This window comes from Acutalibacter sp. JLR.KK004, assembly GCF_036941085.1.
Taxonomy (GTDB): Bacteria; Bacillota; Clostridia; order Oscillospirales; family Acutalibacteraceae; genus Acutalibacter.
Map to the genome: position 1 here is coordinate 1 of NZ_JAYMNQ010000001.1, position 26,049 is coordinate 26,049.

The 26,049-nt window shown below is 50.5% G+C and carries 29 protein-coding genes and 1 pseudogene; 29 read left to right on the forward strand and 1 reads right to left on the reverse strand.

Translation table 11 applies throughout. From position 1 onward, the window contains the following. The 22 genes from VSQ30_RS00005 to VSQ30_RS20570 all read left to right on the forward strand — a co-directional run. The coding region (locus VSQ30_RS00005) for a type IV secretory system conjugative DNA transfer family protein (RefSeq protein ID WP_334461156.1) at positions 1-1,225 on the forward strand (1,225 nt) is incomplete at its 5' end. Positions 1,226-1,238: 13 nt separating this feature from the next. Next, positions 1,239-1,472: a helix-turn-helix domain-containing protein gene (locus tag VSQ30_RS00010; RefSeq protein ID WP_347563975.1), complete on the forward strand. Its 234-nt coding sequence runs from the start codon at positions 1,239-1,241 to the stop codon at positions 1,470-1,472. Between the two features lie 319 nt (positions 1,473-1,791). Further along, the gene (locus tag VSQ30_RS00015; RefSeq protein WP_334461159.1) at positions 1,792-2,502 is read left to right on the forward strand and encodes a LytR/AlgR family response regulator transcription factor; all 711 of its coding nucleotides are present in this window, start codon (positions 1,792-1,794) and stop codon (positions 2,500-2,502) included. A gap of 1 nt (position 2,503) precedes the next feature. Further along, a complete protein-coding gene (locus tag VSQ30_RS00020; protein ID WP_334461161.1) occupies positions 2,504-3,778 on the forward strand; it encodes a sensor histidine kinase in 1,275 nt (424 codons plus the stop codon). Positions 3,779-3,795: 17 nt separating this feature from the next. Then, positions 3,796-4,002 carry a hypothetical protein gene (locus VSQ30_RS00025; protein ID WP_304433319.1) on the forward strand — a complete coding sequence of 69 codons (207 nt, stop codon included), beginning with the start codon at positions 3,796-3,798 and terminating at the stop codon, positions 4,000-4,002. Between the two features lie 55 nt (positions 4,003-4,057). Then, entirely contained in the window at positions 4,058-4,903 is an 846-nt protein-coding gene (locus VSQ30_RS00030) for a CPBP family intramembrane glutamic endopeptidase (protein WP_334461163.1), read from the forward strand. 340 nt (positions 4,904-5,243) lie between these two features. After that, complete coding sequence (locus tag VSQ30_RS00035) at positions 5,244-5,969, forward strand: ABC transporter permease (RefSeq protein ID WP_334461166.1); 726 nt, start codon at positions 5,244-5,246, stop codon at positions 5,967-5,969. Between the two features lie 302 nt (positions 5,970-6,271). Further along, positions 6,272-6,745, forward strand: coding sequence for a hypothetical protein (locus VSQ30_RS00040; protein WP_160643236.1), 474 nt, complete (start codon positions 6,272-6,274; stop codon positions 6,743-6,745). A gap of 21 nt (positions 6,746-6,766) precedes the next feature. After that, positions 6,767-7,234, forward strand: coding sequence for a hypothetical protein (locus tag VSQ30_RS00045; protein WP_160643234.1), 468 nt, complete (start codon positions 6,767-6,769; stop codon positions 7,232-7,234). Positions 7,235-7,596: 362 nt separating this feature from the next. Continuing rightward, a complete protein-coding gene (locus tag VSQ30_RS00050; protein ID WP_334461169.1) occupies positions 7,597-7,989 on the forward strand; it encodes a DUF6608 family protein in 393 nt (130 codons plus the stop codon). Positions 7,990-7,996: 7 nt separating this feature from the next. Further along, positions 7,997-8,716 carry a VanR-ABDEGLN family response regulator transcription factor gene (gene vanR / locus VSQ30_RS00055; RefSeq protein ID WP_160643230.1) on the forward strand — a complete coding sequence of 240 codons (720 nt, stop codon included), beginning with the start codon at positions 7,997-7,999 and terminating at the stop codon, positions 8,714-8,716. Then, entirely contained in the window at positions 8,706-9,821 is a 1,116-nt protein-coding gene (locus VSQ30_RS00060; RefSeq protein WP_334461174.1) for a sensor histidine kinase, read from the forward strand. Before vanR ends, VSQ30_RS00060 begins: the two co-directional genes overlap by 11 nt. Before the next feature lie 32 nt (positions 9,822-9,853). Beyond that, positions 9,854-10,636, forward strand: coding sequence for a DUF5301 domain-containing protein (locus VSQ30_RS00065; protein WP_334461176.1), 783 nt, complete (start codon positions 9,854-9,856; stop codon positions 10,634-10,636). A gap of 71 nt (positions 10,637-10,707) precedes the next feature. Beyond that, positions 10,708-11,802: a nucleotidyltransferase domain-containing protein gene (locus VSQ30_RS00070; RefSeq protein WP_334461178.1), complete on the forward strand. Its 1,095-nt coding sequence runs from the start codon at positions 10,708-10,710 to the stop codon at positions 11,800-11,802. Positions 11,803-11,858: 56 nt separating this feature from the next. Next, a complete protein-coding gene (locus VSQ30_RS00075) occupies positions 11,859-12,800 on the forward strand; it encodes an amidohydrolase family protein (protein ID WP_334461180.1) in 942 nt (313 codons plus the stop codon). A 14-nt stretch (positions 12,801-12,814) separates the two neighbouring features. Further along, positions 12,815-13,591, forward strand: coding sequence for a YoaP domain-containing protein (locus tag VSQ30_RS00080; RefSeq protein WP_334461181.1), 777 nt, complete (start codon positions 12,815-12,817; stop codon positions 13,589-13,591). 101 nt (positions 13,592-13,692) lie between these two features. Continuing rightward, on the forward strand, positions 13,693-14,229 hold the full coding sequence (locus VSQ30_RS00085; protein ID WP_334461182.1) for a VanZ family protein: 537 nt from the start codon (positions 13,693-13,695) through the stop codon (positions 14,227-14,229). A gap of 161 nt (positions 14,230-14,390) precedes the next feature. Next, positions 14,391-15,284: an ABC transporter ATP-binding protein gene (locus VSQ30_RS00090; protein WP_322175742.1), complete on the forward strand. Its 894-nt coding sequence runs from the start codon at positions 14,391-14,393 to the stop codon at positions 15,282-15,284. After that, positions 15,285-16,532: an ABC transporter permease subunit gene (locus VSQ30_RS00095; protein ID WP_334461184.1), complete on the forward strand. Its 1,248-nt coding sequence runs from the start codon at positions 15,285-15,287 to the stop codon at positions 16,530-16,532. A 655-nt stretch (positions 16,533-17,187) separates the two neighbouring features. After that, positions 17,188-17,688: a sigma-70 family RNA polymerase sigma factor gene (locus VSQ30_RS00100; RefSeq protein ID WP_334461186.1), complete on the forward strand. Its 501-nt coding sequence runs from the start codon at positions 17,188-17,190 to the stop codon at positions 17,686-17,688. Between the two features lie 440 nt (positions 17,689-18,128). Further along, entirely contained in the window at positions 18,129-18,488 is a 360-nt protein-coding gene (locus VSQ30_RS00105) for a type II toxin-antitoxin system PemK/MazF family toxin (protein WP_334461188.1), read from the forward strand. Positions 18,489-18,529: 41 nt separating this feature from the next. Next, on the forward strand, positions 18,530-18,643 hold the full coding sequence (locus VSQ30_RS20570) for a hypothetical protein (protein ID WP_350339950.1): 114 nt from the start codon (positions 18,530-18,532) through the stop codon (positions 18,641-18,643). Between the two features lie 552 nt (positions 18,644-19,195). On the opposite strand, the gene VSQ30_RS00110 is transcribed toward VSQ30_RS20570, so the two are convergent. Then, positions 19,196-19,969, reverse strand: a complete 774-nt coding sequence (locus tag VSQ30_RS00110) for a Fic family protein (protein WP_334461189.1) — start codon at positions 19,967-19,969, stop codon at positions 19,196-19,198. A 578-nt stretch (positions 19,970-20,547) separates the two neighbouring features. Here VSQ30_RS00110 and VSQ30_RS00115 point away from each other — a divergent pair. From VSQ30_RS00115 to VSQ30_RS00145, 7 genes and pseudogenes are all read left to right on the forward strand, one after another. Continuing rightward, entirely contained in the window at positions 20,548-20,694 is a 147-nt protein-coding gene (locus VSQ30_RS00115; protein WP_334461191.1) for a hypothetical protein, read from the forward strand. Between the two features lie 53 nt (positions 20,695-20,747). After that, positions 20,748-22,259: a group II intron reverse transcriptase/maturase gene (gene ltrA / locus VSQ30_RS00120; protein WP_334461193.1), complete on the forward strand. Its 1,512-nt coding sequence runs from the start codon at positions 20,748-20,750 to the stop codon at positions 22,257-22,259. An 82-nt stretch (positions 22,260-22,341) separates the two neighbouring features. After that, positions 22,342-22,890: pseudogene (locus VSQ30_RS00125) on the forward strand (type IV secretory system conjugative DNA transfer family protein); the annotation flags it as partial. Further along, on the forward strand, positions 22,877-23,137 hold the full coding sequence (locus VSQ30_RS00130) for a helix-turn-helix domain-containing protein (protein ID WP_334461195.1): 261 nt from the start codon (positions 22,877-22,879) through the stop codon (positions 23,135-23,137). The pseudogene VSQ30_RS00125 and the gene VSQ30_RS00130, both read left to right, overlap by 14 nt. 241 nt (positions 23,138-23,378) lie before the next feature. Further along, complete coding sequence (locus VSQ30_RS00135) at positions 23,379-24,266, forward strand: LysR family transcriptional regulator (protein ID WP_334461198.1); 888 nt, start codon at positions 23,379-23,381, stop codon at positions 24,264-24,266. Between the two features lie 136 nt (positions 24,267-24,402). Beyond that, complete coding sequence (locus tag VSQ30_RS00140) at positions 24,403-25,521, forward strand: aldo/keto reductase (RefSeq protein ID WP_334461200.1); 1,119 nt, start codon at positions 24,403-24,405, stop codon at positions 25,519-25,521. After that, positions 25,521-26,042 (forward strand): flavodoxin, encoded by a 522-nt coding sequence (locus tag VSQ30_RS00145; RefSeq protein WP_334461201.1) that lies wholly within the window; start codon positions 25,521-25,523, stop codon positions 26,040-26,042. The genes VSQ30_RS00140 and VSQ30_RS00145 overlap by 1 nt, the downstream gene beginning before the upstream one ends. The last annotated feature ends 7 nt before the right edge of the window (positions 26,043-26,049 follow it).

Sequence of the window (26,049 nt, forward strand, 5' to 3'; positions counted from 1 at the left end):
CGGCATGGACGGCTCGTCCTTTGGCGACAACGCTTACTTCTACGATGCCGCTGAAGGTCTGCTGACAGCAACGATTTTGCTGGTAGCAGAGTTCTGTGAACCGCAGAAACGCCATATCGTTTCGGTGTTCAAAATCATTCAGGAACTGCTGGCTCCATCCCAGCAAAAAGGGCAAAACCAGTTCCAGCAACTCATGTCCATGCTCCCAAATGATCACAAGGCAAAATGGTTTGCCGGGGCCGCACTGAACACATCAGAGGAGTCCATGGCAAGTGTCATGGGCACTGCGCTGTCGCGTTTGAACTCCTTTTTAGACTCGGAGCTCGAGCAAATCCTCTGCTTTGATACGGAGATAGACGCAGAACGATTCTGCAACGAGAAATGCGCCGTGTTCGTTATTTTACCGGAAGAAAATCCTAACTCGTTTTTTATGATCTCGCTCATTATCCAGCAGCTATACCGTGAAATCCTTTCCGTTGCCGATGAAAACGGCGGTAAACTGAAAAATCGATGTGTGTTCTTCGCCGACGAGTTTGGCACCATTCCAAAGATTGAGTCTGCTGAGATGATGTTCTCGGCCTCCCGCTCCCGCCGCTTGCAGATCGTGCCAATTATACAGTCATTTGCGCAGCTGGAAAAGAACTACGGCAAAGAGGGCGCAGAGATTATAGTCGATAATTTGCAGGATATAATCTTCGGCGGGTTTGCGCCCAACAGTAATTCCGCCGAAGTGCTGTCCAAGGCCCTGGGCAGTCGCACGGTCATGTCCGGCTCCGTTTCCCGCAGCAAGAACGATCCCAGCCAGTCCTTGCAGATGATTGAACGGCCCCTTATGACGGCAGACGAACTAAAGTCTATGCCCAAGGGTCAGTTCATCGTGATGAAAACGGGCTTTTACCCAATGAAAGTCAGGCTCAAGCTGTATTTTGATTGGGGTATCCAATTCGACGAACAATATGCCGTACCAGAGAACGGCAACCGCAAGGTGTCCTATGCGGAAAAGAATGAACTGCTCCAGGCCATTGTGCTGAAGTACCATCCTGACTGGTTGAAGGAGGATGATACGCCGGATGGTGGACAGAAGCAAGATACACCTGACAAAAAGCAGCACAAGAGGTCATCCACAAACAAAAGACCCAGCAATTCCAAGAACAGGCCGCTGAAAGAGGTTGCTCCCCGTAACCGAGAATCCGAATCAGAGGTAGCACCGGATGGGCCGGTTTGATTTTCTGTATAAGATGGACCTACACCACAGAGCAGTGGCTGTCTATATTTATCTAGCTGACCGGTCGAATAAGAATAGTGAGTGCTGGCCCGCCATTCCCACTATTGCCAGGGAGCTGAAACTGTCGCAGTCTACGGTGCGCAGGGCTTTACAGGATTTAAGAAAAGCAGAGTTATTGGAAACGGAGCAGCGTTACCGGGTTAAAGGTGGCAAAAGCAGCTTGCTTTTTCGCCTAAATAAGATGTGACAGAAAGCACCTGCCGTCAGGGAACCTTTGCGCTCTCCCGGTGGCAGGTGCCTCCTGTCATGGTGGCGGGTCTAGGGAATTACCCAAAGAAAGATACTGTCGGCAGAAAAATAGAAATAGCGCATCTATACTAAACTTAACCAGCTACCTCAACCCAAACAAATAGTCTGAGCGCAAAATTTTTTCGTTGACAACATCCCCTGCCAGGAATATGCTATATCTGCCGCCAAAAACATTTCGTGACGGATTTCCAACATTTCATTACAAATAGGTTGTCTCTTTGCCGTCTTTTTGTTAACCTAAAAACAGGGTGATATGCATGATAAAGTTTGCTATCTGCGATGACGAGCCACAGATGGCCCGAGAAATTGTGGATCAGCTTGCAGGCTATATGAAGGAAACGGACTGTGACTATTCGGTTGACTGTTTCTCCAGCGGGTATGCGCTGCTGAAGTCCTCAGATGAATTTGATGTTATTTTTCTGGACATCCAGATGGAGCGTCCGGACGGGATGGAAACAGCCGCGCTCCTGCGGCAGCGTGAAAGCCGCAGTCTGCTGATTTTCGTGACGGTGCTGAAAGATCGCGTGTTTGATGTGTTCCCGCTGGAAGCTTTCGATTACCTGCTCAAGCCCCTGGATAGGGATCGGTTCAGGCGGACAATGGACCGGGCCTTGCGCTGGCTGGAGCGGGACGCGGCAAAAAATCTGGTGATACAGCGAGGCTCCGGCTGCCAGGTCGTTCCTCTCTCTGACATCCTGTACTGCGAGGTGCTGGGCAGGAAAATTTACATCCACAAAAAGGATGGTATTGTTTTGGACTACTATGACAGGCTGGAAGATTTAGAACAGCGCGTGGACAGCCGTTTTTTCAAGTGCCACCGGAGTTACCTGGTGAATCTGGACTATGTGGGCGGATGCCAGGATGGGCAGGTCCTGCTATCCCAGGGAGAGCGCATCCCGGTTTCGCGGCTGCGGGAGCGGGAATTGACCCAGGCCCTTTTGCGCCATATGAAAGAGAGGTGTATCTGATATGGATTATTTCAGCCTGATTATGGACGGGATCAGCATCCTTGGGCAGGGTATAATGCACATCTTTTTTGTCAGCCGCCTTACTGGGAAGGGGCGCAGGCTTTGGCATTTTGCGGTCTATTGCCTTGCCCTCTGCGTCATTCAGTGTCTGTCGCTGGGCTTTAAAGACGATGGGATTATCTCCATTGCCGCAGGAATCCTGGGGCTGTACACCCTCAGCCGCTTTGCGCTGGGGAACCAGCGGCCCATTTCCTGGGTGGCGGCGGTGCTGGCCTTTTATGTTTCGCAGCTCTCTTTTGGAATTATCAACTCTGTGGAGGTGGCCTTCTTTCCCGGCTTTATCGGGACCCCTCAGTTATATCTGCTGCTTTTGGTTGCACAGGCCCTCTATTTTGTGGCATGCATTGGCTGTTACCGCGCTGTGCGGAAGCTCCTGGCCTGGACGCAGGACAGCCAAACGCCTTATATCGGGCTTCTCCTGCTTCCTGGGTTGTTTTTCTTTGGGGCGGAGCTGTACATCCTCCAGACCGCCTACAGCTTTTTTGTCCCCTCCGTTTCCCTGGAGGATGTTGGTAAGCACGGCACGCTGTTCTTCCTGCAAATCACGGGGCTGGCGGCGCTGCTGTGCACCCTGTACGCCTACCGGCAGCTCTGCCGGGGCTTTCAGGCTCAGGTTGAACTGCAATCGCTGACCCAGGCAGCCCAGGCTCAGAAAGTTTACATTGCTGAGGCCCGGGCCCGCTATGAGCAAACGAAATCCTTTCGTCACGACATCAAGAACCATCTGTCTGTGCTGGACGGCCTGCTCAAGAATGAGAAGCTGGACGAGGGCCGGGAGTATCTGAAAAAGCTGGAAACCGTCTCGGAGGCTCTGTCCTTCCCCTACCAGACCGGCAACCAGGTGGTGGATATTCTGCTGGGGGAGAAGCTGGGGCTGGCCAAAGAGATTACGGCAGAGGTGTCCCTGGTTTTGCCAAACCCCTGCGGGATCGATGATTTTGATCTGTGCGTGCTCTTTGCCAACGTCCTGGATAATGCCATTACCGCCTGCCGCGCAAACAACGGAGCCAGGGCTATCCGTATCAGCGGCAAGCGTCAGGGAGATTTCTATATGCTGACCTTTGAGAACACCTGCGCCGATGAGCCGCTGCCCCCGGCGGGTACCGGGTTATCCAACATCCGGGCGGTGGCGGAGAAGTACCATGGGGCTGTGCTGACGGAGAAGTCTGGCGGTACATTTTCGCTGAATGTGCTGCTGAATATTGCGGCTGTGTAGAGAAATGGAGGAACTTCATGAGTAAATATGACGCTCTGTGGGCCTATGTGCAAAAGGATGGAAGCCAAACCCTCAAATTGACCTTTGCGCAGATTCAGGAGATTGCCGGAGTTCCTATTGATCACTCGTTCCTGAGATACAAAAAGGAATTAGCGGACTATGGGTATCAGGTGGGGAAAATCTCCATGCGGGAGCAGACGGTTGTTTTTCAAAGGAGCGTTTAGGGGCCAGGGTTGCGCTATAATCAAAGCGGTAAACTGGAATTTACAGGAGGAAAACGTGAAAGTTAAAAGGTGCGTAAAGGGGCGGCGCTTGTGCTTTGCAATATTCGCAATTTGCCTCTCGGCTAGGTTTATAGAGTATTTTTTAATTGAAACAGACAAAACGGCGATTGGAGAAAATGTGCTTCACAAGGCTGCCGGAATCATCCTTTTAGCAGCGGCGCTAAAATGCGCGCAAATTTCATGGAGCGATATCGGGTTTCAAAAAGAAGGTTTTGCCTGTGGCGTTTTGAAGGGCTTGCTGTTGGGAACTGTTTGCTTCGCCATTTCATACGGCATTGAATTTGCAATTCTGGCCATACAGGGCAATCCCGCGCACTTTGAACTATATATCAGCGGTTTTTCGCTGACCGGCTCCCCGATAAAGAATACCGGCTTTGTTTTCTTTGCGTTGTGCGTATTATTCAATATCGTCAATGTGTGGATGGAGGAGGGCGTTTTCCGCGGGCTGTTTATTAAGCTGCTCTCTGAAACAAAGCCCTTTATGGCCGCAAATTTGATTGCCGCATTTCTGTTTGGCATTTGGCACATTGTCATGCCAATCAGGAGCTATATAGATGGTGAGGTGTCATTTGGGGCAATGGCTTTTATGAGCATCGGTTATGTGATTCTCGCCGGGATCATGGGTGTCAAGTGGGGGCTTCTTTACCGCGTGACAAGGAACCTATGGGTTGGACTTGGTGACCATCTGTTCAATAATACCGTTGCCACCAATATGCTGCATGTGGTTTCTTCAACGGGTACGGACGAATTGCAGATTGTCCGGATTATGGCAGCGCAGCTTGTTTCCTTCGTTTTGGTGTTGGTGATTTATCATCACAAGAATAGAAAAACAAATGAATAAAACAAATTTTCCGGGGTACTTATCCCCAGAGAGTAAGCGCCCCTTTTTCAAGGAGAAATCGGTTATGCGTCATGTCTATATTCGTGGTATCCTGGCTCCGATCTGGCCGGAAGATTGAAAGCGATCTGTGGCATCACCCTCGGAAATATGTGGTTCCGGTGGTAATGCTGCTGCTTGCGGGAGGTGTCTCGGCCTGGCCGGTACTGCTGTATGTCCTGTTGGCTCTGTTGGCTGTGGAAATTGCAATTTTACTTTTTATATGTCGGAGGCATCCGGAGTGATGGATAAAAATAAATGAAAAAGATATTATGCGGTTTCGGGAGGAGCCGGGGATATCTTAGTGTCCTACCGGGATGGCATGCAATGGAAGACCGGGGATACTGTGACGCTCCATACGCCTTTTGGGGAGAAACGGGCGAGGATTGCGGGAATCCTTTCTTCTACAAACGCATCAAGTGAAGCGGGAAGCCTTGGATACATTATATGCTCAGAACAGCTGTTTACGGAAAGCATCGGTGCGGCAGGCTATACGGCTGTGGATATACAGCTTGCAGGCAGCGGCACGGATGAGACAGTATCGGCAATACGGAGCCTGCTTCCATCTGACGTCTCCATTGCAGATAAACGACTGTCAAATTCGGAATCCCAGAGTTCCTACTATACAGGCGCCGTGTTTATTTACGGGTTCCTGTTTATCATTGCGCTGATCACCGTATTCAATATCTTTAACAGTATGAATGCCAGCGTGGCGGCGAGGACCAGACAGTATGGCGTGATGCGTTCCATTGGAATGGGCGCCGGGCAGCTTTATAAGATGATTGCTGCAGAAGCAACCACCTATGCAGTTTTAGGATGTGTCACTGGATGTGTACTGGGATTGCCGTTGAATAAGATGATGTTCCAGTTCCTGATTGCAGATAAATGGGGAACAACCTGGCAGCTTCCGGTTGCCTCCCTGCTGCTGATTGTCATGTTATGCTTCGGCTCTGCGGCGCTGGCAATTCGGCGGCCAGTCAAAAGAATCGGGCAATTGTCCATTGTGGATACCATAAAGCTGCAGCAGTAACACATGGATACAGACAAAAAATTTTGTAATGTCCGAGTTTTGTAACAATTCAGCCTGTTTTTAAGCTGATCGGATGAATGATACGGATGTTTCTGTGACATTTGGGTTTTGCAATGTCCTTACCATAAAAAAACAGTTCTTGGTCGAGCGGATGCGGGCAACGAAATCATGATCTCACAAAACATTTCATGACATCCAGATAGCATTTCATTACAAGAGCCTTGAAACGGTGTCCTTTGCTCTATATACTGATAAAAGCAAAGAACTTTTTGCAAAATTAGCCATAGAAAGGAGACGCAAGCATGAACGTACAGATGATGGATGGACTCCTGGGTGCCAGCTCCAATATCAAGCTGGCGGGTACGCCCATGAGTGTGTACCGCCAGGCCAGTGCTGAAGGCGACATGGAGAAGATGAAACGTGCGCTGGGCTATACTGGCGAATGCACCGAGAAGGCCGTCAAATATCAGGAAAAACTGGACGAGGGCATGAAGGCTGAGGCGGAGGCTGAAAAGGAAAAGGCCAAGCTGGAGCAAGAAGCCGCCATCGAAAAGCGCCGGGAGGAACACAAGCGGGCGGAAGAAGGCGCAGAGCCGGGCCGTTCCCAGGAGACCGACCAGGTCCAAATCAGCGAGGCGGCGAAAGCGGCGCTGAAGAACATCCCGCCTGTCGAGGCGGCAGAACCAGTTTCCAGTGAGCCGATGATTTATACGCCGGCTGGAGAGGTTTCAGCCGTTCCGGCAGAAACAGAACCCAGTGTTTCATTTTCTGCATAATATTTTAAGGAGGAATATCTTATGACGCCAATTTCTGGTTTGAATCACGAAGCAATCCGCCCCTTGTCCGCTCCTGAGAAGACACAGGGCGCGCCTAAGGTTCAGAAACCCGAGGAGCCTCAAAGCCGCCAGCCAAAGGCCACGATGGATGAGTACGTCCCCGAGGAACCACAGGAGCCCTCCGGCCGCTACTGGATGGGCAAGGATGAGGATGGTCAGCCAAAAATTCATTTCGACGATCCGGAAAAGGCGGCAGGCGCGCCCAAAAAGCCGGAGGAAAAGTGGGTCTGCGATACGGGCAAGGTGGACCGGGAAATCGAAAAACTCAAAAAGAAGCAGCAGGAGCTGAAACAGCAGCTGGGTACCGAAACCAACGAGGCCCGAATCAAAGAATTGGAACGCCAGCTGGCCCAGGCGGAACGGGAACTCAGTGAAAAAGACAACGATACCTACCGCAAACAGCACTCTACATTCACGCAGATCTCATAGTTCATGGAAAGCGGCGGTTTTTAAGCAGACTGCCGCTTTCTTGTGTTACAACACAAAATCACAAAACTATGGAGGTGGCAACCATGTGTAACCTGCTTACAAGCAAATCTGTTCCGCCTGTTTCGGAGACTACACAGCTGGCAGGACTATCAGAACAAGATATTTTGCACCCGGTACGGATCATTCTGCTTGACGCAGGGCTGAGCGCGGCACTTTGCCTGGGCGGGATATGGCTATTCCGGCGAAAGGATATTAAGTAGCTAAGAATAGGAAAATGTTAAGAAATTCCACAGGGAAAACACAAAAAGAAGAAAAACAACTTTGATATAATGGCAGTGAAATCTTAGGGAGGCAAAGGGAAAATGAGTAAACAAAAATGGATCGATCTTGTGTCGGTCTATTGCATCATCTATACTGTAATTACGCTGTTAAACAGCGTTTTGTATCTCTACAACGATATTTATGAGGACCCCAGCGGCAACTGGCATGAGCTGGACAGGGCGATCATCCTTCTGATTGGCGTTGCGGCGTTTGAGCTGTGTACCAGTCTACCCATTAAGCCGCCCATCTTGCGGTATGTGGCCGCGTACATCCCGTCCCTGCTGCTGGCCTTCGCCTATGTCTGGTTTACCAGTTTGCGGGAACCATTGGCAAAAACGGCGTATCAGGATATTTGGATTAACTTTACGGGCCTGTATATTGTGCTGAGTGTCGCCAACACCATTGTTGGCATTTGCAAGAAAAAAAGGGAGTGAAAGCCAAATGGCAAATTCTGTGAATAGTATCGCCCATATCCTGGTGGTAGATGATGAAAAAGAACTGGCTGACGTATTGGAGATTTATCTAACCGGCGATGGCTATATAGTCCATAAATGCTATACCGGTGCAGAGGCATTTGACTGCATGGAGCACACAGAATTCGACCTGGCGCTCCTGGATGTGATGCTCCCCGATGCAGATGGCTTTCAGCTTTGCAAGAAACTCCGGGAAAAGTCCTATTGCCCCATTATCATGCTCACTGCCAGGGTGGCAGATAGGGACAAGATTATGGGCCTGACCATCGGGGCTGATGACTATATCACCAAGCCCTTCAATCCCCTGGAAGTTGCAGCCCGAGTCAAGACCCAGCTGCGGCGGTACAGGCTCTATAACAGACCCGTCCCAAGGCAGGAGGACCCTGTCCATGAATATGACATCCGGGGGCTGGTCATCACCCAGGACAACCACAAGTGTTTCCTGTTCGGGAAGGAAGTCCAGCTGACTCCCATCGAGTTTTCCATCCTCTGGTATCTCTGTGAAAAACAGGGGATTGTCGTCCCCTCCGAGGAATTGTTTGAGGCAGTGTGGGGTGAAAAATACCTGCACAGCAATAACACCGTCATGGCCCACATCGGACGGCTGCGGGAAAAGCTGGGCGAGCCCGCCCGAAACCCAAGGTTCATAAAAACGGTATGGGGGGTCGGCTACACCATTGAAAAGTAAGAAAGGCTTCAGGCCGCTGCGCAGGAAGATATTCCTCCGCGCCGTCACTGTACTGGCAGCGACTACCATTGCGATATATTTTTCCTACACGGTCCTCTTACAAGGCCGCTTTGCCAATGGGATGATTGCCCTGTTTCAAAGCGTCCTGGGTGTGGATTACGATGTTGCTCTTCAATTCTATGAACATATTTTTCGCAGCCACAAAGACGCCATCATCCTGCTTTCCCTCCTGCTGGTAGCAGTTGGGCTATTCTGGATTTTCCTCCGCTGGCTGACCAAGTATTATGCAGATATCAGCAAAGGAATGGATACGCTGCTTCAGGATATACCAGGGGAAATCTCCCTGCCCCCGGAGTTGCTTCCCATTGAGCGTAAAATAAATTTGGCGAAACATACCATCGACCGGCAAAAGAGCGATATGCTCCTGGCCGAGCAAAAAAAGAACGATCTGGTGATGTACCTGGCCCACGACCTGAAAACGCCCCTGGCCTCCTCCATCAGCTACCTGAACCTGCTACGGGATGAAAAGCAGCTCTCTGAGGAACTGCGGGAAAAGTATCTCACCATCGCCCTCGCTAAGTCGGAGCGGTTGGAGGATCTGATCAACGAGTTTCTGGAAATCGCGCGGTACAGCCTGTCCACCATCGCCCTGCAATACAGCGAGATCAACCTGACCCGCCTGCTGGAGCAGCTGGTGTATGAGTTTCAGCCGGTTTTGGATCAAAAGGGCCTGACCTGCCGGCTTGCAGCCGGGGAGGACATTCTGCTGAACTGTGACGCCGACAAGATGCAGCGAGTCTTTGACAACCTTTTGCGCAATGCGGTGAATTACAGCTACGGCGGAACCGAGATCACCATTGAAACCGAGAGCGGCGAGGACTGCATAAAGCTGAGACTTTCCAACCACGGCGGAACGATTCCCCAGGAGAAACTGGAGCGTATCTTTGAGCAATTTTACCGGCTGGATACGGGGCGCAGCTCCAGTGGGGCCGGGCTGGGTCTCGCCATCGCCAGGCAGATTGTCACGCTCCATAAGGGGACGATCACGGCGGAGAGCAGGGACGGCCTGACGGTTTTTACGGTGGCGCTGCCTGCCGTATCGTAAACACAACAACAGGAAATCAACAGGTGACATGTATGAAAAAGAAATTTTTAATGCTTCTTCCAGGTTTTGTTTTATTTGGGATTGGATGTATTTGTTTGCTTCTGCAACATAAGCCAAGGGAGCAGGTTGTTGTTGACCGCTTGAACGAAGCAATATCAAATTATACAGAAATGAACATCAGAGACGATAAAACCTGTTCCCTTAAAGTGATTGATGTGCAGATGCTGGTAACAACATATCTTCCGGAATATACGATCTTTGGAGTTTCCTGTGATGAATATACCGTTCGCCCCAATCAGATCGACGAAGCATTCACGACAGAACAGGAACAGGATTTGCCAATCTGCAATTTTGAATACCTACTGCTCTACGATGAAAAAGAAGACAGGTTTTATAGTGTCAAATTCGAGGCAGCAGGAAGGCCAGTTATACCGGATTTTACAGAAGCGAAAGAATTAAGCGGAACCGTTTATGAGCTTAAATTACCGAACATGGATTCAATCGACAGCATCTCTCTCAAAAAGAATGCGGATACTCTCATCACGATCAGCGCCCGGAATGATATGGAGAGCATTGTGAACACATTAGAACATACTGCGCCCACCTCAATGAGCGGGGAAATCGGCACACCTGTTCGTGTTGAAAACATTATCAATATAGACTTCTTTAGCGGAGAGAACATGATTGGCCGATTGTTTCTATATGAAGATAATGGAAAATATTTCATTGAGCAGACTGGCAACGGAGTGTATATAATTTCCAAGGAAGATTACAACTTGATAGAAAATTATATGCCAGAAGTTATATACGAGTAAATTTGATAGGTAGCATGACAAAAAACAAGAAGCTATGGAGTGACATGTAAAACATAATTGGAGGTAATCTCATGGATTATAGGATGAAAGAAGCTCTGCTTCAGCGCAACCAGCGAATCATCCAGGCAGTAAAAGCAAAAGCCAGCCTTGTCTGCCCGGGTGCGGTGGATCTGATTGCAATAGTCGGATCTTTTGCCAACGGCGAATACCATGAAAAATCCGACCTGGACCTGCTGGTTATTATCAATCATGAATCAGGCTGGCAACTTGCCAAAGCGTTTATCATTGAGGATGTGGGACATGACATCTACTGCCAGACTTGGGAGGATATTAAGCGTACCGCAGAGTACCCACATCCCCACGTAGCAAAGCTGTTGGACGCAGCTATCGTATATACTGCCAGTCAAGCAGTCAAAGATCGTTATTTTCTCCTTCAGAACAAGCTCAAGGAAGTGCTGGCCCGGCCCCTCTGTGCGGAAGAATTTGAAAAAGCGGAAGGGTACTACCATTCTGCTTTGGAAATATTGGGAAAGCTGTTTTTGTCCGATTCAGACGGAGAATGTACCTATCTATCCGCTATCCTGCTCTATTACATAGAATATGTGGCGTATCTGGTCAATAAATCTTATGTTCACCTCGGCATACAAGGCATCCCCACGGAGATAAAGGCTTTTGACTGTCTCCCGGATGGTTTCATGGATGCTTATCATCGGCTGATTATGGCAGAGGGCGCGGCAAGTATCAAGCAAGCAGCCAAATTTCTAGTTAGGCTGACCGGAGAGTTTCTGGTCGGTCTCAGAAACCGGCTGTCCCCTAAGTCGGAGATTTCCCCGGAAGCCCTGAAAGGCACTTATGAAGAAGCGTTCTCCAACTGGCGCTGGAAGATGCACCGGGCCGTTCAACTGGACAGCCTTTATCTGTCTCTTATGACTGCTGCCAGCTGCCAGAATTATTTCGATGAATTTGAGGCACGTTTTCATCTTCCGTGCTTTGATCTATTCTCTGGATTTTCCACTAAAAATTTGTCCGCAGCCGCAGAGACGTTCGACCGTGTTCTTGAGGAATTTGGTCATCTGTATGAAAAGATAGGGTTAAAAATATGCCGCTATCCCACGCTGGAAGAATTTGAACAAGACTATTTGGCGGCACCGTTTGAAACATCTTAAAAGCAGAAACGCTTGACAAGTTGAATAGACGGTATCAAAAAATAAGGAGCTACGGAATGGATGATTTCATAGCCGCACTGGAACAGAGAGACTTGGGAAAGATCCGCTCTTTTCCAAAATCAGACTTACATAACCATTTTGTGCTGGGCGGAAGCCGAGAGTATTTGTGGCAGATGACAGGCGTACAGATTAAACCTATCCATGGCAGCCTATCGTCCATGGACGAAATGCACGCTTGGAATCGAGATAACCTTGGAAAAAGATTTGATACCCCAGAAATGAGAAGAATTTTGATTGGCGCGACTTTTCAGCAGGCAAGCGATGACGGCGTTACCGTGCTGGAGATTGGAGAAGATGTCTGGGGGCTGAGGGAATTTTTTCATAACGATATTGATGAGTTGGTTGAAGCCTTTACCACAGCGCAGAGGGAGATTGCTCCCAATATTGAACTGCGGCTGCAAATCGGCCTGTCGAGGCACTGTCCCATCGGATATTTGGAGGACTGCCTGTCACACTTCTGGGGGAATACGGCTTTTTATTCGATTGATTTATACGGAGACGAATTTGCCCAGCCGATTGAAAATTTTAAGACTATTTATCGCAGGGCAAAGCAAGAAGGGCTGCGCCTAAAAGCGCACGTCGGTGAATGGGGAAGTGCGGATGATGTACGGAGAGCGGTAGAGGAATTGGAACTGAACGAGGTTCAGCATGGAATTTCCGCCATTCAAGACAAAAAAGTTGTTCGCTTTTTAGCGGATTACCGCATCCGTCTCAATATCACACCGAGCAGCAATGTACTGCTTGGGCGGGTCAAATCTATGGCAGACCATCCCATTAGACGGCTTTACCGCAGTGGCGTAGATGTCACCATAAACTCGGATGACATCTTAATTTTTGACTCAGATGTATCTAAGGAATATTTGCGATTGTATGAATCAGGTTGCTTATTAGCGGAAGAACTGGACGATATACGGCAAAACGGACTGAAACCTAAATAATTGGAGGCAATCTTATGGATCAAAAGATGAAAGAACCGTATCTTATCAAACTGACCCACGACAATCTTGACCATGAGCACATCTGCTGCGCCATATCCAGCAGCAAGGACGTGCAGGTCATGTCCAAAAAGGCTTGGCTGAAGGAGCGGCTGGACGAGGGACTTGTTTTCCTGAAGGGTAATGTCAGGGGGAAATGCTTTATTGAGTATATCCCCGCCGAATACGCCTGGGCGCCCGTTGAGGCGGAGGGGTACATATATATCAACTGCCTGTGGGTATCCGGGCAGCTCAAGGGGCATGGGTACTCCAGCCTCCTGCTGGACACCTGCATCGAGGACAGCAAGGCGAAGAAAAAGAAGGGGCTTGTGATCCTGTCCGCCAGAAAAAAACTTGGCTTTCTCTCCGATCCCGGCTACATACGGCACAAGGGTTTTGTGACGGCGGATACAGCGAAGCCTTACTTTGAGCTGCTGTATCTGCCCTTTGAGGAGAGAGCGGAGCGGCCCCGCTTCCGGGATACCGTGCGGGAGCATGGAGCCATGCCCAAGGGATTTGTGCTCTATTACACCAACCAGTGCCCGTTTACGGCAAAGTATGTGCCGGTGCTGGAGCGCATGGCAAAGGAACGGAACGCCGTTTTCCAGTCTGTCCATATCCAGACCAGAGCGGATGCCCAGAACGCTCCCTCGCCCTTTACCACCTTCTCTCTATTCTATGACGGCCAACTGGTGACCCATGAGATCCTGTCGGAGAAGAAATTCGATAAAATTCTGACAGAGAAGGGATTGTAGGAAAATCGTTAGAAAATCCGTAGGGAAAACGCAAAACAAACCCCGGCGGCTTTGGTATGATAGAACAAAAACAGCCGGTGTTTGTTTTGGGAGGAACAGCTATGTTTATGATCAGAGAAATCCTGGGCTATTGTATTATCAGCGCCGTCTGCCTCTTGGGCATGGCTGTTCTCTATGCGCCCATCTGCTTCCTGCTTCGGAAACGTGTGCCTCCGGCAAAGCAGCTTGCCTGTTTCCTGTTCAGCGCCTGCGTTATCATAGTCCTGGCGGCAACGGTCATTACCGGCGCATCCAACGCAGCCACGGCAGACCGTTCCCTGAACCTTGTGCCATTCCGGGGCCTTCAAGAAACCTGGGGTATGCCAGAGCCGAAGAAGATTGCCCAAACCGTCGCAAATGTCGTGATGTTCATTCCGTTGGGCCTTATGATGCCGGTGGCATTCCGGAGAATGCGCAACTTTTGGAAAACCGCTCTTTCCCTGGCACTGTTCTCCTTTGCCATTGAGTTCACACAGTATTTTACCGGCAGATCGGCGGACATTGACGACCTCATGCTGAATACCTTGGGCGGGGTATTGGGATATCTGCTCTTCTTTGTGGTGTCAAAGCTGCCCCGAAAAAGCATCCTCACACGATAAATTCTCCAAATCACCGCTCTGTGAGAAAATCGTAAGGAAGTCCGTAGGAAAACAGTAAAATCCTGTATGAAAGAACGAGAAAAAGGCGCTCTTGCTTTTGGTACAATAGTCGTGCCAAGGCAAGAGTGCTTTTACTTTATCAGCAGGGAAGGAGTTTTCACATGGAATTGCGGATCGATCATGTTTCTAAAGAATTCAAGGACAAAAAAGCAGTCAACGACATCAGCCTGGAACTGACGCCGGGAGTTTGGGGCCTGCTGGGGGCCAATGGAGCGGGCAAAACCACCCTCATGCGGATCATTGCCGGGATCATGCACCCCACCTCCGGTCAGGTAGTGTATGACGGCGTTCCCATCCAGACGCTGGCAGAGCGGTACCGGGATGTATTCGGCTTTCTGCCCCAGGACTTCGGCTTTCACCCGGAGTTCACAGTCAAGGACTTCCTGGCCTATGTGGCTGCATTAAAGGGGCTCCCCGAGCAGCAAGCCCGGCGAAAAATTCACAAGCTGCTGGAACAGGTCTCCCTGGCGGACGCCGCAGACAAGAAGGTTGCCAAGCTCTCCGGCGGCATGAGACGGCGGGTAGGGATTGCCCAGGCCCTGCTCAATGACCCGGAGGTCTTGATTTTGGACGAGCCTACCGGTGGTCTGGATCCCGGCGAGCGGGTGCGTTTCCGCAATCTGCTGTCGGAGTTCGCTCATGACCGCATTGTGCTGATCTCTACCCACATTGTCCCGGACGTGGAGTATATTGCCACATGTCACGCCATCATCAAGGGCGGCAAGCTGCTGGCGACGGGGACAACCGAGGAATTGACCAAGCTGGTGGAGGGCAAGGTATGGACCTGTACCGTCCCGGCAGAATCTGTGCCTGAGTATGAAAACAAACTGCAAATTACGAACCTGCGAAATGAGAATGACGGCAGCGTTTCTATCCGTTATCTATCGGAGCAGCCCTGCAACGCTGTTTCCACCGCAGCCACACCCCGCCTGGAAGATTTGTATTTGTGGATGTTCCCGGAAAGCGGCGGGGAAAATGACAGGAGGTATCACTAAATGAGAATCTTTCGGTTGGAACTGAAGCGGGTCTTGAAGTCAAGGCTCACCTGGATTTTGCTGGCGCTGGCGTTGCTCCTCTCCGTCCTGCTGGCCTATCTCCCAACAACTTACTGCTACAGCAACTACACGGACGAGTCCGGGAATGAGGTCAACCTGACCGGGCTGGCCTCTATCGCCTACGAAAAGGAGCGTCAGGCGGATGCCAGCGGCATTGTCACCCCAGAGCGGGTGCGGAAGGCCGTGGAAATTTATCAAGCCTGCCTCACGTCCTACGGCGTCACGGAGTCCTACGATCTGCCGGAGGGTGTCTATGAGAAGGAGATACTCCCCATAGCCCCCCTGCTCCATGGTGTCAAAGAAGCCTTTGCCGACCCTGACACTGGCATGGCCCCTGCTATCATGGAGATCGACCCGGCCCAGATTGATGACTACTATTCTGTCTGCGAAGCCCGGATTTCATCTCTGATGGCCATGGAACAGCCGGGCAGCCCTGCCGCCCAGCGTGAGGCCGTGGAGATGTATCAGAAAGTGGAAAAGCCCTTTGAAGTCTACCCTGGCATGAGTTCTACCATTTTGGACTATCAAAACATCATGGGCTTTTTGGTGCTGCTGTTCTGCGTGGTGATTGCCGCTCCGGTGTTCTCTGCCGATTACCAGTCCGGCGCGGATGACATACTGCGCTGTACCCGGCATGGCAGGAGCAAACTGGCTGTTTCCAAGCTGCTGGCCGCACTTTTTGTCAGCGGGGCCGCCTTTGTGGTCTGCGCCACCAGTCATATTCTGGTTGTCAACTGCCTGTTCGGCTGGGAGTGTATCAAAACCTCTGTTCAAATGCTCTATTCCATCGTGACCCTGGCTGGCATGAATATTGGGGAGCTTCAGCTTCTGTTTGCGCTAGCTGGATTACTTTCGGTGCTGGCTTCTGTAAGTTTTACACTGTTCCTCTCATCCAAATGCAAAACTACCGTGGCCTCACTGGCCGCAGGGCTGGTGTTCTGCATTGCGCCGGTAGTACTCTCTATGACCATGCCGGGGAACCTGTCCACCTGGACGTGCAGCATCCTCCCTGCCAGTGGAACCAGTATTCAGGCCAGTATCCTCTATGCCATCACTGATTTCAAGTTCTTAAACCTGGGCGGCCTGGCAATCTGGACGCCTTACGCCATGATCGGGGCCTGTATTATTGAGATACCATTGTTCGCGTTCCTGGCTGTGCGTTCCTATTGTGGGCATACCATACGCTAAGGCGATGAATCATTTCATGACACAAATGGGACATTTCATTACATCGGGATTGAAACGCATGATACAAACCGATAAGATATTAGTTGTCAGGCACCGCTTATCCATCATATTATCATGACCATGTAGTAGAGTTAATGTAGCAGCACGTTTCAAAATTCATCGTAAAACACAAGGTAGAGCCGGCGAACCAGGAAGGATGGAGTTCACCGGCTCTACTTATTTCTGCATATTTTTGATCTTGTAATTTCAAAAAACCATATTGTCGGGGCGGGTGGCTGTACCCGCTTTGGCCGGGTTGGAATTCACTTGCCAAGGGTGTGAACTGTCAAAATGCTTGCCCCAATTTTGCATTTGATTATTTGGCACTGTTCGCCAACAGTGAATAGGCGCAAATTGCACAGTGTCTGAACAGGTGGATTTGTTATGAACAGCGCCCACCTGAGTGAACTGCGACTCAGTTTATTTGTTCTAAAATTTATTTTTGACGTGCAATTCTCAGAACTCTGTCCTTCTGCCCACATTGCAGAGGGTATCGGTCTGTCTTTTCAGATGGGTACTTTCCGCAATGTGGGCCTGTTTATTCCAACCGGTTGTCGAGGCCCACCCCAATCAATCGTTTTGTCAACCCAAAACAGATTGATTGGAGGAATATACGGTGAAATATGCACTGAAGAAAGTGTTCGTTTTGGATGGAAAAACTTACCTGGAGCTCAGTTATGCCGAGTTTCGTCAACAGGCAGATACATACCATGGCAGGCGGTTTATCCCTCTGCACGGTATGTTGATGGAAGTTCCCGAGGACGAGTACAGAACGTTCTACAAGGACAAACGCCGTCAGAAATACTTGAAGGAACGCTCAAAAGATAACAGCGATTTTTCCTATGATATGCTTACCACGAACGAGTTCAACGGTGAGGACATCCTGGTGGATACGGTAACTGACACGGCAGGTCAGGCAGAAAAGAATGTCTTGGTGGACAAGCTTCACAAGGCCGTGCTGCAACTGTCAATAGATGAACAGGAACTGATAACACTGCATTTCCAACAAGGGTTTTCCCAAGTTGATCTTGCCAAGATTCTGGGTATCAACCAGTCCAATGTGTGCCGCAAAATCAGCAAAATAGTTGAGAAATTGAAATTTCTCATGAAAATTTAAAATTTTTGCGCATAGACCCCTCAACTTTTCGGCTTGGAAAGTGAGGGGTCATTCCTATCCCCTCCTTGCTCTTTGAAAATCGAATACCCAGCGCACCTTTTACTTTCCTTCTGCCGCCGTGAGGAGCGGCAGCTACATGAGCGGACGCCAGCTTTTGGCCTCCAGGCTCAGACGATGGAACGCACATCCATCGATGGCGATGACCGGCAGAAGGGATAATGATACTTGCGTCCCGTCCTAAAGCCGAGCGTGACCCGTCGCAGCAAAGGAGGGCGCCCTCCAGAGATCCTGGGGGTGGTGAGAATCCAATGAAACCAATGGCATGGTTGGAAGGTGCGTTCCATGTCCAGGGATGTTGAGAACAAATATGGACGAGCAAAACGATTGATACAAGGCGGTAGTCTGTCCTTTGACTGCCGCCTCTACTTATGGAGGGAATTATGAGAAATGTTAAGCGCGGCGAAATTTACTACGCCGATTTATCGCCGGTCGTGGGCAGTGAGCAGGACGGTACCCGGCCTGTCCTCGTCATCCAGAATGATACCGGCAACAAATTCAGCCCGACCACTATCGTGGCGGCTATCACCAGCAAATCGGAGAAAGCGAAACTGCCCACCCACGTCATAGTCCATGCGGAGGGGCTGGAAATGGAATCTGTTGTCTTGCTGGAGCAGATTCGTACCATAGATAAGCGCAGGCTGATTCGGTATAGCGGTAGACTGGACAAAACCGCTATGGGCCGAGTCGACTATGCCATTATCGTCAGTTTCGGAATAAAATATATGGAAGGGTTGTTGTGAGTATGGATATAAACAATTCAGCTTTCGTTTATAGCGTGAATATGCTCCGGCTACTGCTGAAAATGCAGCTCATTACGCAGGAAGAATACGAGCGCATTTTGGAAATCAGTGCCGCCCATTATTCTCAATACGCCGCGCAGCTACATCGCATATGATATTACTACCAAAGATGAATGCAATGCAACACAATACCCCCAGAAACGGGATTGACATTGCTATCCCGAACTCAATCCAAAAGAATATTCCATCTGGCGGCAAAAACCTCAAGCTCCCAGTCTGGATGCCTATCTCTAAGGATATACAGCGTTCTCTTAATGCATACTACCATCAGAAACGTATTGAGAATAACTATCAGGAGAGTTGTTACCCAAAATTGCCAGCTCACTTTCTTGCCCCATCCGTAGAGCCCATACCACCATTCCTTACGCCATGGGCGTCATCTGACCGCGTGATGCCGTATGGCAGGAAAATGCCCTGCATAAAGGCATCTCCGGCCTTAAGCGAAACTGCCTTGCCCTCATTACTGTCATTAGTTATCTTGGCGAAGATGTGTCCCTCGTTGTCAGAAAAATAGTAGTCACTGTCAATTACTCCCATGGTATTGTTGAGTTGCAGACGGAACTTGAAACCAAGTCCGCTCCTATCATTATCTTTGCTCTCTTAATTTATCTGAAATTTTAAGGGAAATAATTGCTAAATGAAGGGAATCACTTCAACCTGAAGTAGCAGGTGTTTTTCCCAACCCCTTCGCGTTTTAGTTCACCGAACGCTACCAGCTTACGAAGTCCACCCTCAATGGAACTGATGCTGAGAGCAGGACATAGTTCCCGGATGTCCTGCTTTGTGAATCGCCCAATCTTATTCATCGTAGCACGCCGTACGGTTTCAAGCGCAGGAAGCTTGGTTTCTACCAAGGCAAAGCGCTCCCCAAAATCCTTATAAGCGGCAAGAACCGTACCCAATAAATATTTGATGAAGGGAATGGCGTCCTCCCTTCCCTCGTGCCAGCCAGCCTGGGCCTGATTGAGCGCGTCATAGTAAAGGTCTTTGTTTTTGGCGATTTTGGCCTCCAGAGAGATATATTTTCCAACATAGAAACCATTTTTGTAAAGCAGCAGAGTCGTAAGCAACCGGCTCATTCTGCCGTTCCCGTCGTTGAACGGATGGATACACAGAAAATCGTGAATAAAAACAGGAATCGCTATGAGCGGCTCAACTTCCATATTCCCGATAACACGATTATATTCCTCACAAATCCCATCCAGTGCTTCCGTTGTTTCATAGGGAGGCAGCGGGGTAAACAGAGTTTCCACATGGCCATCTGGATAAGTGGCACTGATATAGTTCTGCACACTTTTGGTTTTACCAGCCATTGGGTTATTCATGTGGCTGTACAGAACCTTGTGCAGTTGCAAAATGTAGTTTTGCGTAATGGGGATAACGTCAAAATTTTCATGGATAATGTTCAGTACGTGCGACACGAAGTCGCGTAACAGAATTGCCTAATAAGCTACCCTATCCATTTGGGGTAATCCTACCACAGCCTGCGCCGCTGGTAACGGCGGGGTTGGAAACCTGTGGGACAACGTGGGAAAACTGCAAGCCTAATGCGGTCGTACTGCCAGGATAAGCGTGCCATGGAGAATGTAATGTGAATCGTTGTAAGGGTCGTTACGTTGAACAGGCGAAATAAGGCTGGCGCCATACGGTGCAACCGCCTGAACCAAAAGGTGCGGGGGTGGTCTGGGGAAGTATCTTGTACCCTGGACAAATGGACGCAATCCTCCCGGCTCATAGACGGCTCCTAAAGCACGCATAATTATTCGTTACACGGAACGTGGTAAGCCCTATGCGTTCCTTTCCAGGAATGGAAAGGTATCGACCCCGCAAGGAGAAGAAACGGCGCAGAGGGTAGAGGAACAGGATAAAAAGCGAATGCCTGCTCTGTAATGGGGCGGGATAGGGGTTCAAACTTTGCCCCAGCCTGAAAGGGCGCTGACTTATCCATAAATCATGGTTAACATGATGGTATTTCATGGCAAGAAATGGAGGTAAACCTATGAACGGTAATCATTCAACGGCGGGGCGTAAAAGCCCTGAGAGGTTGCCGGACAAAGCTGTGCTTTCTCAGCAGTGGAAATCCATAGACTGGAAGAAAGCGGAGCTGGACGTTAATAGGCTGCAAGCCAGTGATTGCGATAATTAAGCAACTGTAGGTTGCTTAATTATCGGCGACACCATGAAAAGAAATGGAACACAGTGAAAAGACTGCAATATTTGTTAATTCATTCGTACTACGCTAAAGTGCTGGCTGTCAGAAAAGTGACCACGAACAAGGGTAAAAACACACCGGGCGTGGACAAGCAGCTTTGGAAAACTCCCGCCGCGAAAATGCGCGGCGCGCTCACCCTGACAGACAAAGGCTACAAGGCAAAACCGCTCCGCCGGGTGTATATCGAGAAACCGGGCAAGAAAAAGAAACGCCCGCTGGGTATTCCCTGTATGTATGACAGGGCCATGCAGGCGCTCTATGCCCTGGCCCTCGATCCGGTGTCGGAGACAACAGCAGACACGAAGTCTTTTGGCTTCCGCAAAGGGCGCTGCGCCCAGGATGCCTGTGAATATATATTCACGGCCCTTAGCCGCAGCTTTTCCCCGGAGTGGGTGTTGGAAGGAGATATCAAAGGGTGTTTTGACCACATCAGCCACCAATGGCTTATAGACAATATTCCCATGGACAAGTCTGTATTAAAGCAATTTCTAAAAGCCGGTTTCGTCTTCCAGGGAGAACTGTTCCCTACGGATGAAGGCACACCACAAGGCGGTATCATCTCCCCCATCCTCGCCAACATGGCGCTGGATGGTTTACAGCAAGTATTATCAAGCCGCTTTGACATGAGCAGGAAAGGGAAATACAGTGCGTTCGTCCACAACAAGAGCCAGGTCAATCTGGTGCGCTATGCCGATGATTTTATTGTCACTGCGGCTACCAAGGAGATTGCGGAAGAAGCAAAAGAAATCATCCGCGATTTCCTGCAAACCAGGGGTCTGGAACTATCCGAAGAAAAAACGGTCATCACTCATATTGATAACGGTTTTGATATGCTGGGCTGGACATTTCGTAAGTTTAAGGGAAAGCTCATTGTCAGGCCGTCACAAAAGTCTGTGAAAGCCTTTATCTCCAAGCTGCACGATACGGTTTTAGGGCAAGGCAAATCATGGGGGCAAGGGCAGTTGATACACAAGTTGAATCAGCAGCTCCGGGGCTGGGCGAACTACCACCAGTCTGTCTGTTCCAGCGAGACATTCTCACGCATTGACCACATCCTCTACGAAATGCTGTGGAGATGGGCCAAGCGCCGCCATCCCAACAAGAACCGCAAGTGGATAGTGAGGAATTATTGGCACAGTCGGGAACTGCAAAACTGGATATTTTCTACAGATAAAGAGCGGCTACTGAATATTGCCTACTTCCCCATCATTCGCCATACCAAAGTACGAATGGACGCAAACCCCTATTTTGACACCCAATATTTCAAAGACCGCAAATTTCAGCGCGGGATAAAGTATCTCTCCGGACGGTTCAAAAAGGTCTGGAAAGAACAAAATGGGTGTTGTTTTCACTGTGGTCTTCCCATGGATATTGGTAAAGATAAAGAAATATTTTACAAAACACCAATCAACATGGGCGGCACGGACGAGGTCAAAAACATGGTCTACGTCCACAAACATTGCCAGCAAATTTTCTTGGAGCGCCGCGCGAAAGCGTGATGAAATGCTTGAGCCGTATGACGGGAAACTGTCACGTACGGTTCTTAGGCGAGAAAGCGGGAGTAATCCCGCCGACTTAGCCGACATCATCTTCGGCGGGTTCGCGCCCAACAGCGGTTCTGCCGAGGTGCTGTCCAAGGCGCTGGGCAGCAGAACAGTGATGTCGGGCTCTGTTTCCCGGAGCAAGAACGACCCCAGTCAATCCCTGCAAATGATAGAAAGACCGCTCATGACTCCTGACGAGTTGAAGTCCATGCCAAAGGGTCAGTTTATCGTAATGAAAACCGGGTTTTATCCCATGAAGGTCAGGTTAAAGCTCTATTTTGATTGGGGCATCCAGTTCGACGAGCAGTACTCCGTTCCGGAGAACGGTAACCGCAAGGTTGCCTATGCAGAGAAAAATGAACTGCTTCAAGCCATCGTGCTGAAATACCACCCGGATTTGCTAAAGGAGGACGATACTCCTCTTGAAGATGTGCCTGCTGGTGGGCATAGTCAGGACGCTCCCACGCAAAAGCAGCGCAAACGCACGTCAAAGAAGAAAGGCCCCGCCAACAGGCAAAACAGGCCGCTAAAAGAGGTGGCTCCCCACAACAGGGAACCAGAGGTAGTGCAGGATGGGCCGGTTTGATTTTCTCTACAAGATGGACTTGCAGCACAGGGCAGTGGCCGTTTATATCTATCTTGCAGACCGGGCCAATAAAGATAGCGAGTGCTGGCCTGCAATTCCTACGATTGCTGGGGACTTGAAATTGTCGCAGTCTACAGTACGCAGAGCATTACAGGATTTGAGGAAAGCAAAATTGCTATACACGGAGCAGCGCTACCGCGCCCAGGGCGGCAAAAGCAGTTTGCTTTTTCGCCTCAAGAATATGTGAAAGGAAAACACCTGCCGCCAGGGAGCCTTTGCGCTCTCTCGGTGGCAGGTGCCTCCTGTCATGGTGGAGGGTGTAGGGAACTACCTACTTGAAAATATGTACAACAGAAAGGAAAAAGCTATGCCCCCTTGACTTCCCCCCCACTCCAGGGTGTAAAATATAGGAAATCCAAAGGAGGGGTTTCTGTGAACAAAAAGACCAGCTGCCAATCTCCCTGCCAGCGCCGGTTTGAAATAGCGCCATGCTAAAACAGCTGAAATATTTTCAGTCTGTGGTCCGCAACGGCAGTTTCTCCAAGGCAGCGGAGGAATGTTTTATCTCCCAGTCGGCTATCAGCCAGCAGATGCAGGCGCTGGAAAAAGAGGTGGGCGTACCCCTTTTGCGCCGGGAGGGCCGTAGATTTTCCCTGACCCCAGCGGGGGAACTGCTCTACCGGAGAAGCCTCGCCATCACCACCGAGTGGGATAAGCTCTGCCGGGAAATCAAGCAAGTAGACGGCGAGGGCAAGGCCCAGCTGCGGCTGGGCTGCCTGCGCAGCTTCGCCGGGCCGGAGTTCCATCAGGCAGTGCAGGTGTTTGCAGAGCGCCACCCCAACGTGGAGCTGCACCTCATCACCGGCAGCCATGAGGACCTGTACAAGCTGATCCGGGACGACCGCACGGATTTCCTCTTGAGCGACCAGCGCCGTGCCTTTTCAGAGCGGTACTATAATAAGATCCTGGCGGCGCGCCCTTACCAGGTGGAATTGACAGCCCGCCACCCCATTGCCCAGCGGAATTCTGTGGAAGCAGGAGATTTGAAAGATTTCCCTTGCATTCTGGTAAGCTCTATAGAGCAATGGGATACCGAGTGTACCTACTACCGGGAGCAGGTGGGGCTGCAGGGCGGGTTCCTCTTTGCCCACAGCCTGGAGGAAGGGCAGCTGCTGGCTGTCAGCGGCAAAGGCTTTTTGCTGCTGGAGGGCGCCCTTGCCGGGCAGTCCGGCAGGGGCCTGCGGCGCATCCCCCTGACACGGGGCGGCAAGCCCCTTTTACATAACTACTGTGCCTTCTGGGACAAGGAAAACTCCGGGTACTATGTGGAGGAATTTGCAGATGTGCTGAAAGAACAGTTTGCCCCGTCAGAATAAAGCAGCAGCGCTCACCAAAGAGGTGGGCGCTTTTTCTATAAGCCTTTCTTATGAAATACCACGGAAAATCGAATTGATTCGCCCTGGGAAGATTTGTTATGATAGGGGCACAGAAAAAACCTGGGAGGAAATAAAAATGAGCAATATGTTTGGCGAGAAAAAATTCGGTTTCGGCTGTATGCGCCTGCCCCTGTTGGAAAATGGCAAGGTGGATACGGAGCTGTTCAGCAAAATGGTGGACAAATTCATGGAACGGGGCTTTACCTACTTCGACACGGCCCACGGGTATGTCAGCGGCCAGTCAGAGGCGGCCCTGAAAGCCTGCCTCGTGAGCCGCTATCCCCGGGAGAGCTACACCATCACCGACAAGCTGTCCACCCACCATTTCAATAAACAGGAAGACATCCGGCCCTTGTTCCAGAGCCAGCTGGAGGCCGTGGGCGTAGATTATTTCGACTTCTATTTCATGCACGCCCAGGATAAGAATATCTTTGAAAAATTCAAGCGCTACCACGCCTATGAAACCGCCCTGGAGCTGAAAGCTGAGGGCAAGATCAAGCACTTCGGCATCTCCTTCCACGACCGGGCGGAGATGTTGGAGCAGATCCTGACCGAGTACCCCCAGGTGGAACTGGTGCAGATTCAGTTCAACTATGTGGACTATGAGGACCCCTCCGTGGAGAGCCGCAAATGCTATGAGGTGTGCGTGAAGCACGGCAAGCCCGTGGTGGTTATGGAGCCGGTGAAGGGCGGAAGCTTGGTGAACCTGCCGGAAGCGGCCCAGAAGGTGTTTGACAGTCTTGGGTCTGATATGAGCAACGCCAGCTACGCCATCCGCTTTGCCGCCGGGTTTGAGAACATCAAGGTGGTGCTCTCCGGCATGGGAAATATGGAGATGGTGGAGGACAACACCGGCTATATGCAGGACTTTAAGCCCCTCTCCCCTGCCGAGCAGGAGGCCGTACGCAAGGTCACGGAAATCTTCCGCAGCCAGAACCTCATCCCCTGCACCGCCTGCCGCTACTGCATGGAGGAATGCCCCAAGGGCATCCATATCCCCGAACTGTTCTCCTTACTCAACGCCAAAAAAGCCTTCGGCAACTGGAACACCGATTACTACTATAACAGCATCCATACCGGCGAGGGCACCAAGGCCAAAGATTGCTTAAAGTGCGGCAAGTGCGAGAAAATCTGCCCCCAGCATCTGGAGATCCGCAAGCTGCTGGAGGACGTGTCCAAGGAGTTTGATAAGTGATGAAAAACCTGATCCTTTACTACTCCCGCAAGGGAGAGAATTACGCGGGCGGGTCTATTGTCAGCCTGCCCAAAGGCAACACAGAGATTGTGGCGGAGTTCATCCGGCAGGCCGTGGGCGGCGATCTGTTTGAGATCGAAACCGTGAAGCCCTACTCTGCCAGCTACGATGTATGCATCAAAGAGGCAAAGGCTGAATTACAGCAAGATGCCCGCCCGGAGCTAAAGAAATATCTCGACAGCCTGGACGGCTATGACAGCATCTTCGTCTGCGGCCCCTGCTGGTGGGGCACCTACCCCTGCGCCGTGTTCAGCCAACTGGAACGGCTGGACTTTACCGGCAAGCGGGTGTTCCCGCTCATGACCCACGAGGGCAGCGGGCTGGGGCGGTGTGAAGAAGATTTGAGGAAGCTCTGCGCTGGGGCCAGCTTTGGCAGGGGGCTGGCGGTTGTGGGCAGCAAGGCGGCACAATCAGAAAAAACGGTGGCCGATTGGGCAAAAGAGTCTGTACAATGCATTTAGACGGAGG

What these genes read in the sequence shown, in the direction of transcription:
- VSQ30_RS00010 (WP_347563975.1), top strand. Translation starts at nt 1,239, where the DNA reads ATGGACCTACACCACAGAGCAGTGGCTGTCTATATTTATCTAGCTGAC.
- VSQ30_RS00015 (WP_334461159.1), top strand. Translation starts at nt 1,792, where the DNA reads ATGATAAAGTTTGCTATCTGCGATGACGAGCCACAGATGGCCCGAGAA.
- VSQ30_RS00020 (WP_334461161.1), top strand. Translation starts at nt 2,504, where the DNA reads ATGGATTATTTCAGCCTGATTATGGACGGGATCAGCATCCTTGGGCAG.
- VSQ30_RS00025 (WP_304433319.1), top strand. Translation starts at nt 3,796, where the DNA reads ATGAGTAAATATGACGCTCTGTGGGCCTATGTGCAAAAGGATGGAAGC.
- VSQ30_RS00040 (WP_160643236.1), top strand. Translation starts at nt 6,272, where the DNA reads ATGAACGTACAGATGATGGATGGACTCCTGGGTGCCAGCTCCAATATC.
- VSQ30_RS00045 (WP_160643234.1), top strand. Translation starts at nt 6,767, where the DNA reads ATGACGCCAATTTCTGGTTTGAATCACGAAGCAATCCGCCCCTTGTCC.
- VSQ30_RS00050 (WP_334461169.1), top strand. Translation starts at nt 7,597, where the DNA reads ATGAGTAAACAAAAATGGATCGATCTTGTGTCGGTCTATTGCATCATC.
- vanR (WP_160643230.1), top strand. Translation starts at nt 7,997, where the DNA reads ATGGCAAATTCTGTGAATAGTATCGCCCATATCCTGGTGGTAGATGAT.
- VSQ30_RS00065 (WP_334461176.1), top strand. Translation starts at nt 9,854, where the DNA reads ATGAAAAAGAAATTTTTAATGCTTCTTCCAGGTTTTGTTTTATTTGGG.
- VSQ30_RS00070 (WP_334461178.1), top strand. Translation starts at nt 10,708, where the DNA reads ATGGATTATAGGATGAAAGAAGCTCTGCTTCAGCGCAACCAGCGAATC.
- VSQ30_RS00075 (WP_334461180.1), top strand. Translation starts at nt 11,859, where the DNA reads ATGGATGATTTCATAGCCGCACTGGAACAGAGAGACTTGGGAAAGATC.
- VSQ30_RS00080 (WP_334461181.1), top strand. Translation starts at nt 12,815, where the DNA reads ATGGATCAAAAGATGAAAGAACCGTATCTTATCAAACTGACCCACGAC.
- VSQ30_RS00085 (WP_334461182.1), top strand. Translation starts at nt 13,693, where the DNA reads ATGTTTATGATCAGAGAAATCCTGGGCTATTGTATTATCAGCGCCGTC.
- VSQ30_RS00090 (WP_322175742.1), top strand. Translation starts at nt 14,391, where the DNA reads ATGGAATTGCGGATCGATCATGTTTCTAAAGAATTCAAGGACAAAAAA.
- VSQ30_RS00095 (WP_334461184.1), top strand. Translation starts at nt 15,285, where the DNA reads ATGAGAATCTTTCGGTTGGAACTGAAGCGGGTCTTGAAGTCAAGGCTC.
- VSQ30_RS00105 (WP_334461188.1), top strand. Translation starts at nt 18,129, where the DNA reads ATGAGAAATGTTAAGCGCGGCGAAATTTACTACGCCGATTTATCGCCG.
- VSQ30_RS20570 (WP_350339950.1), top strand. Translation starts at nt 18,530, where the DNA reads ATGCTCCGGCTACTGCTGAAAATGCAGCTCATTACGCAGGAAGAATAC.
- VSQ30_RS00115 (WP_334461191.1), top strand. Translation starts at nt 20,548, where the DNA reads ATGAACGGTAATCATTCAACGGCGGGGCGTAAAAGCCCTGAGAGGTTG.
- VSQ30_RS00130 (WP_334461195.1), top strand. Translation starts at nt 22,877, where the DNA reads ATGGGCCGGTTTGATTTTCTCTACAAGATGGACTTGCAGCACAGGGCA.
- VSQ30_RS00135 (WP_334461198.1), top strand. Translation starts at nt 23,379, where the DNA reads ATGCTAAAACAGCTGAAATATTTTCAGTCTGTGGTCCGCAACGGCAGT.
- VSQ30_RS00140 (WP_334461200.1), top strand. Translation starts at nt 24,403, where the DNA reads ATGAGCAATATGTTTGGCGAGAAAAAATTCGGTTTCGGCTGTATGCGC.
- VSQ30_RS00145 (WP_334461201.1), top strand. Translation starts at nt 25,521, where the DNA reads ATGAAAAACCTGATCCTTTACTACTCCCGCAAGGGAGAGAATTACGCG.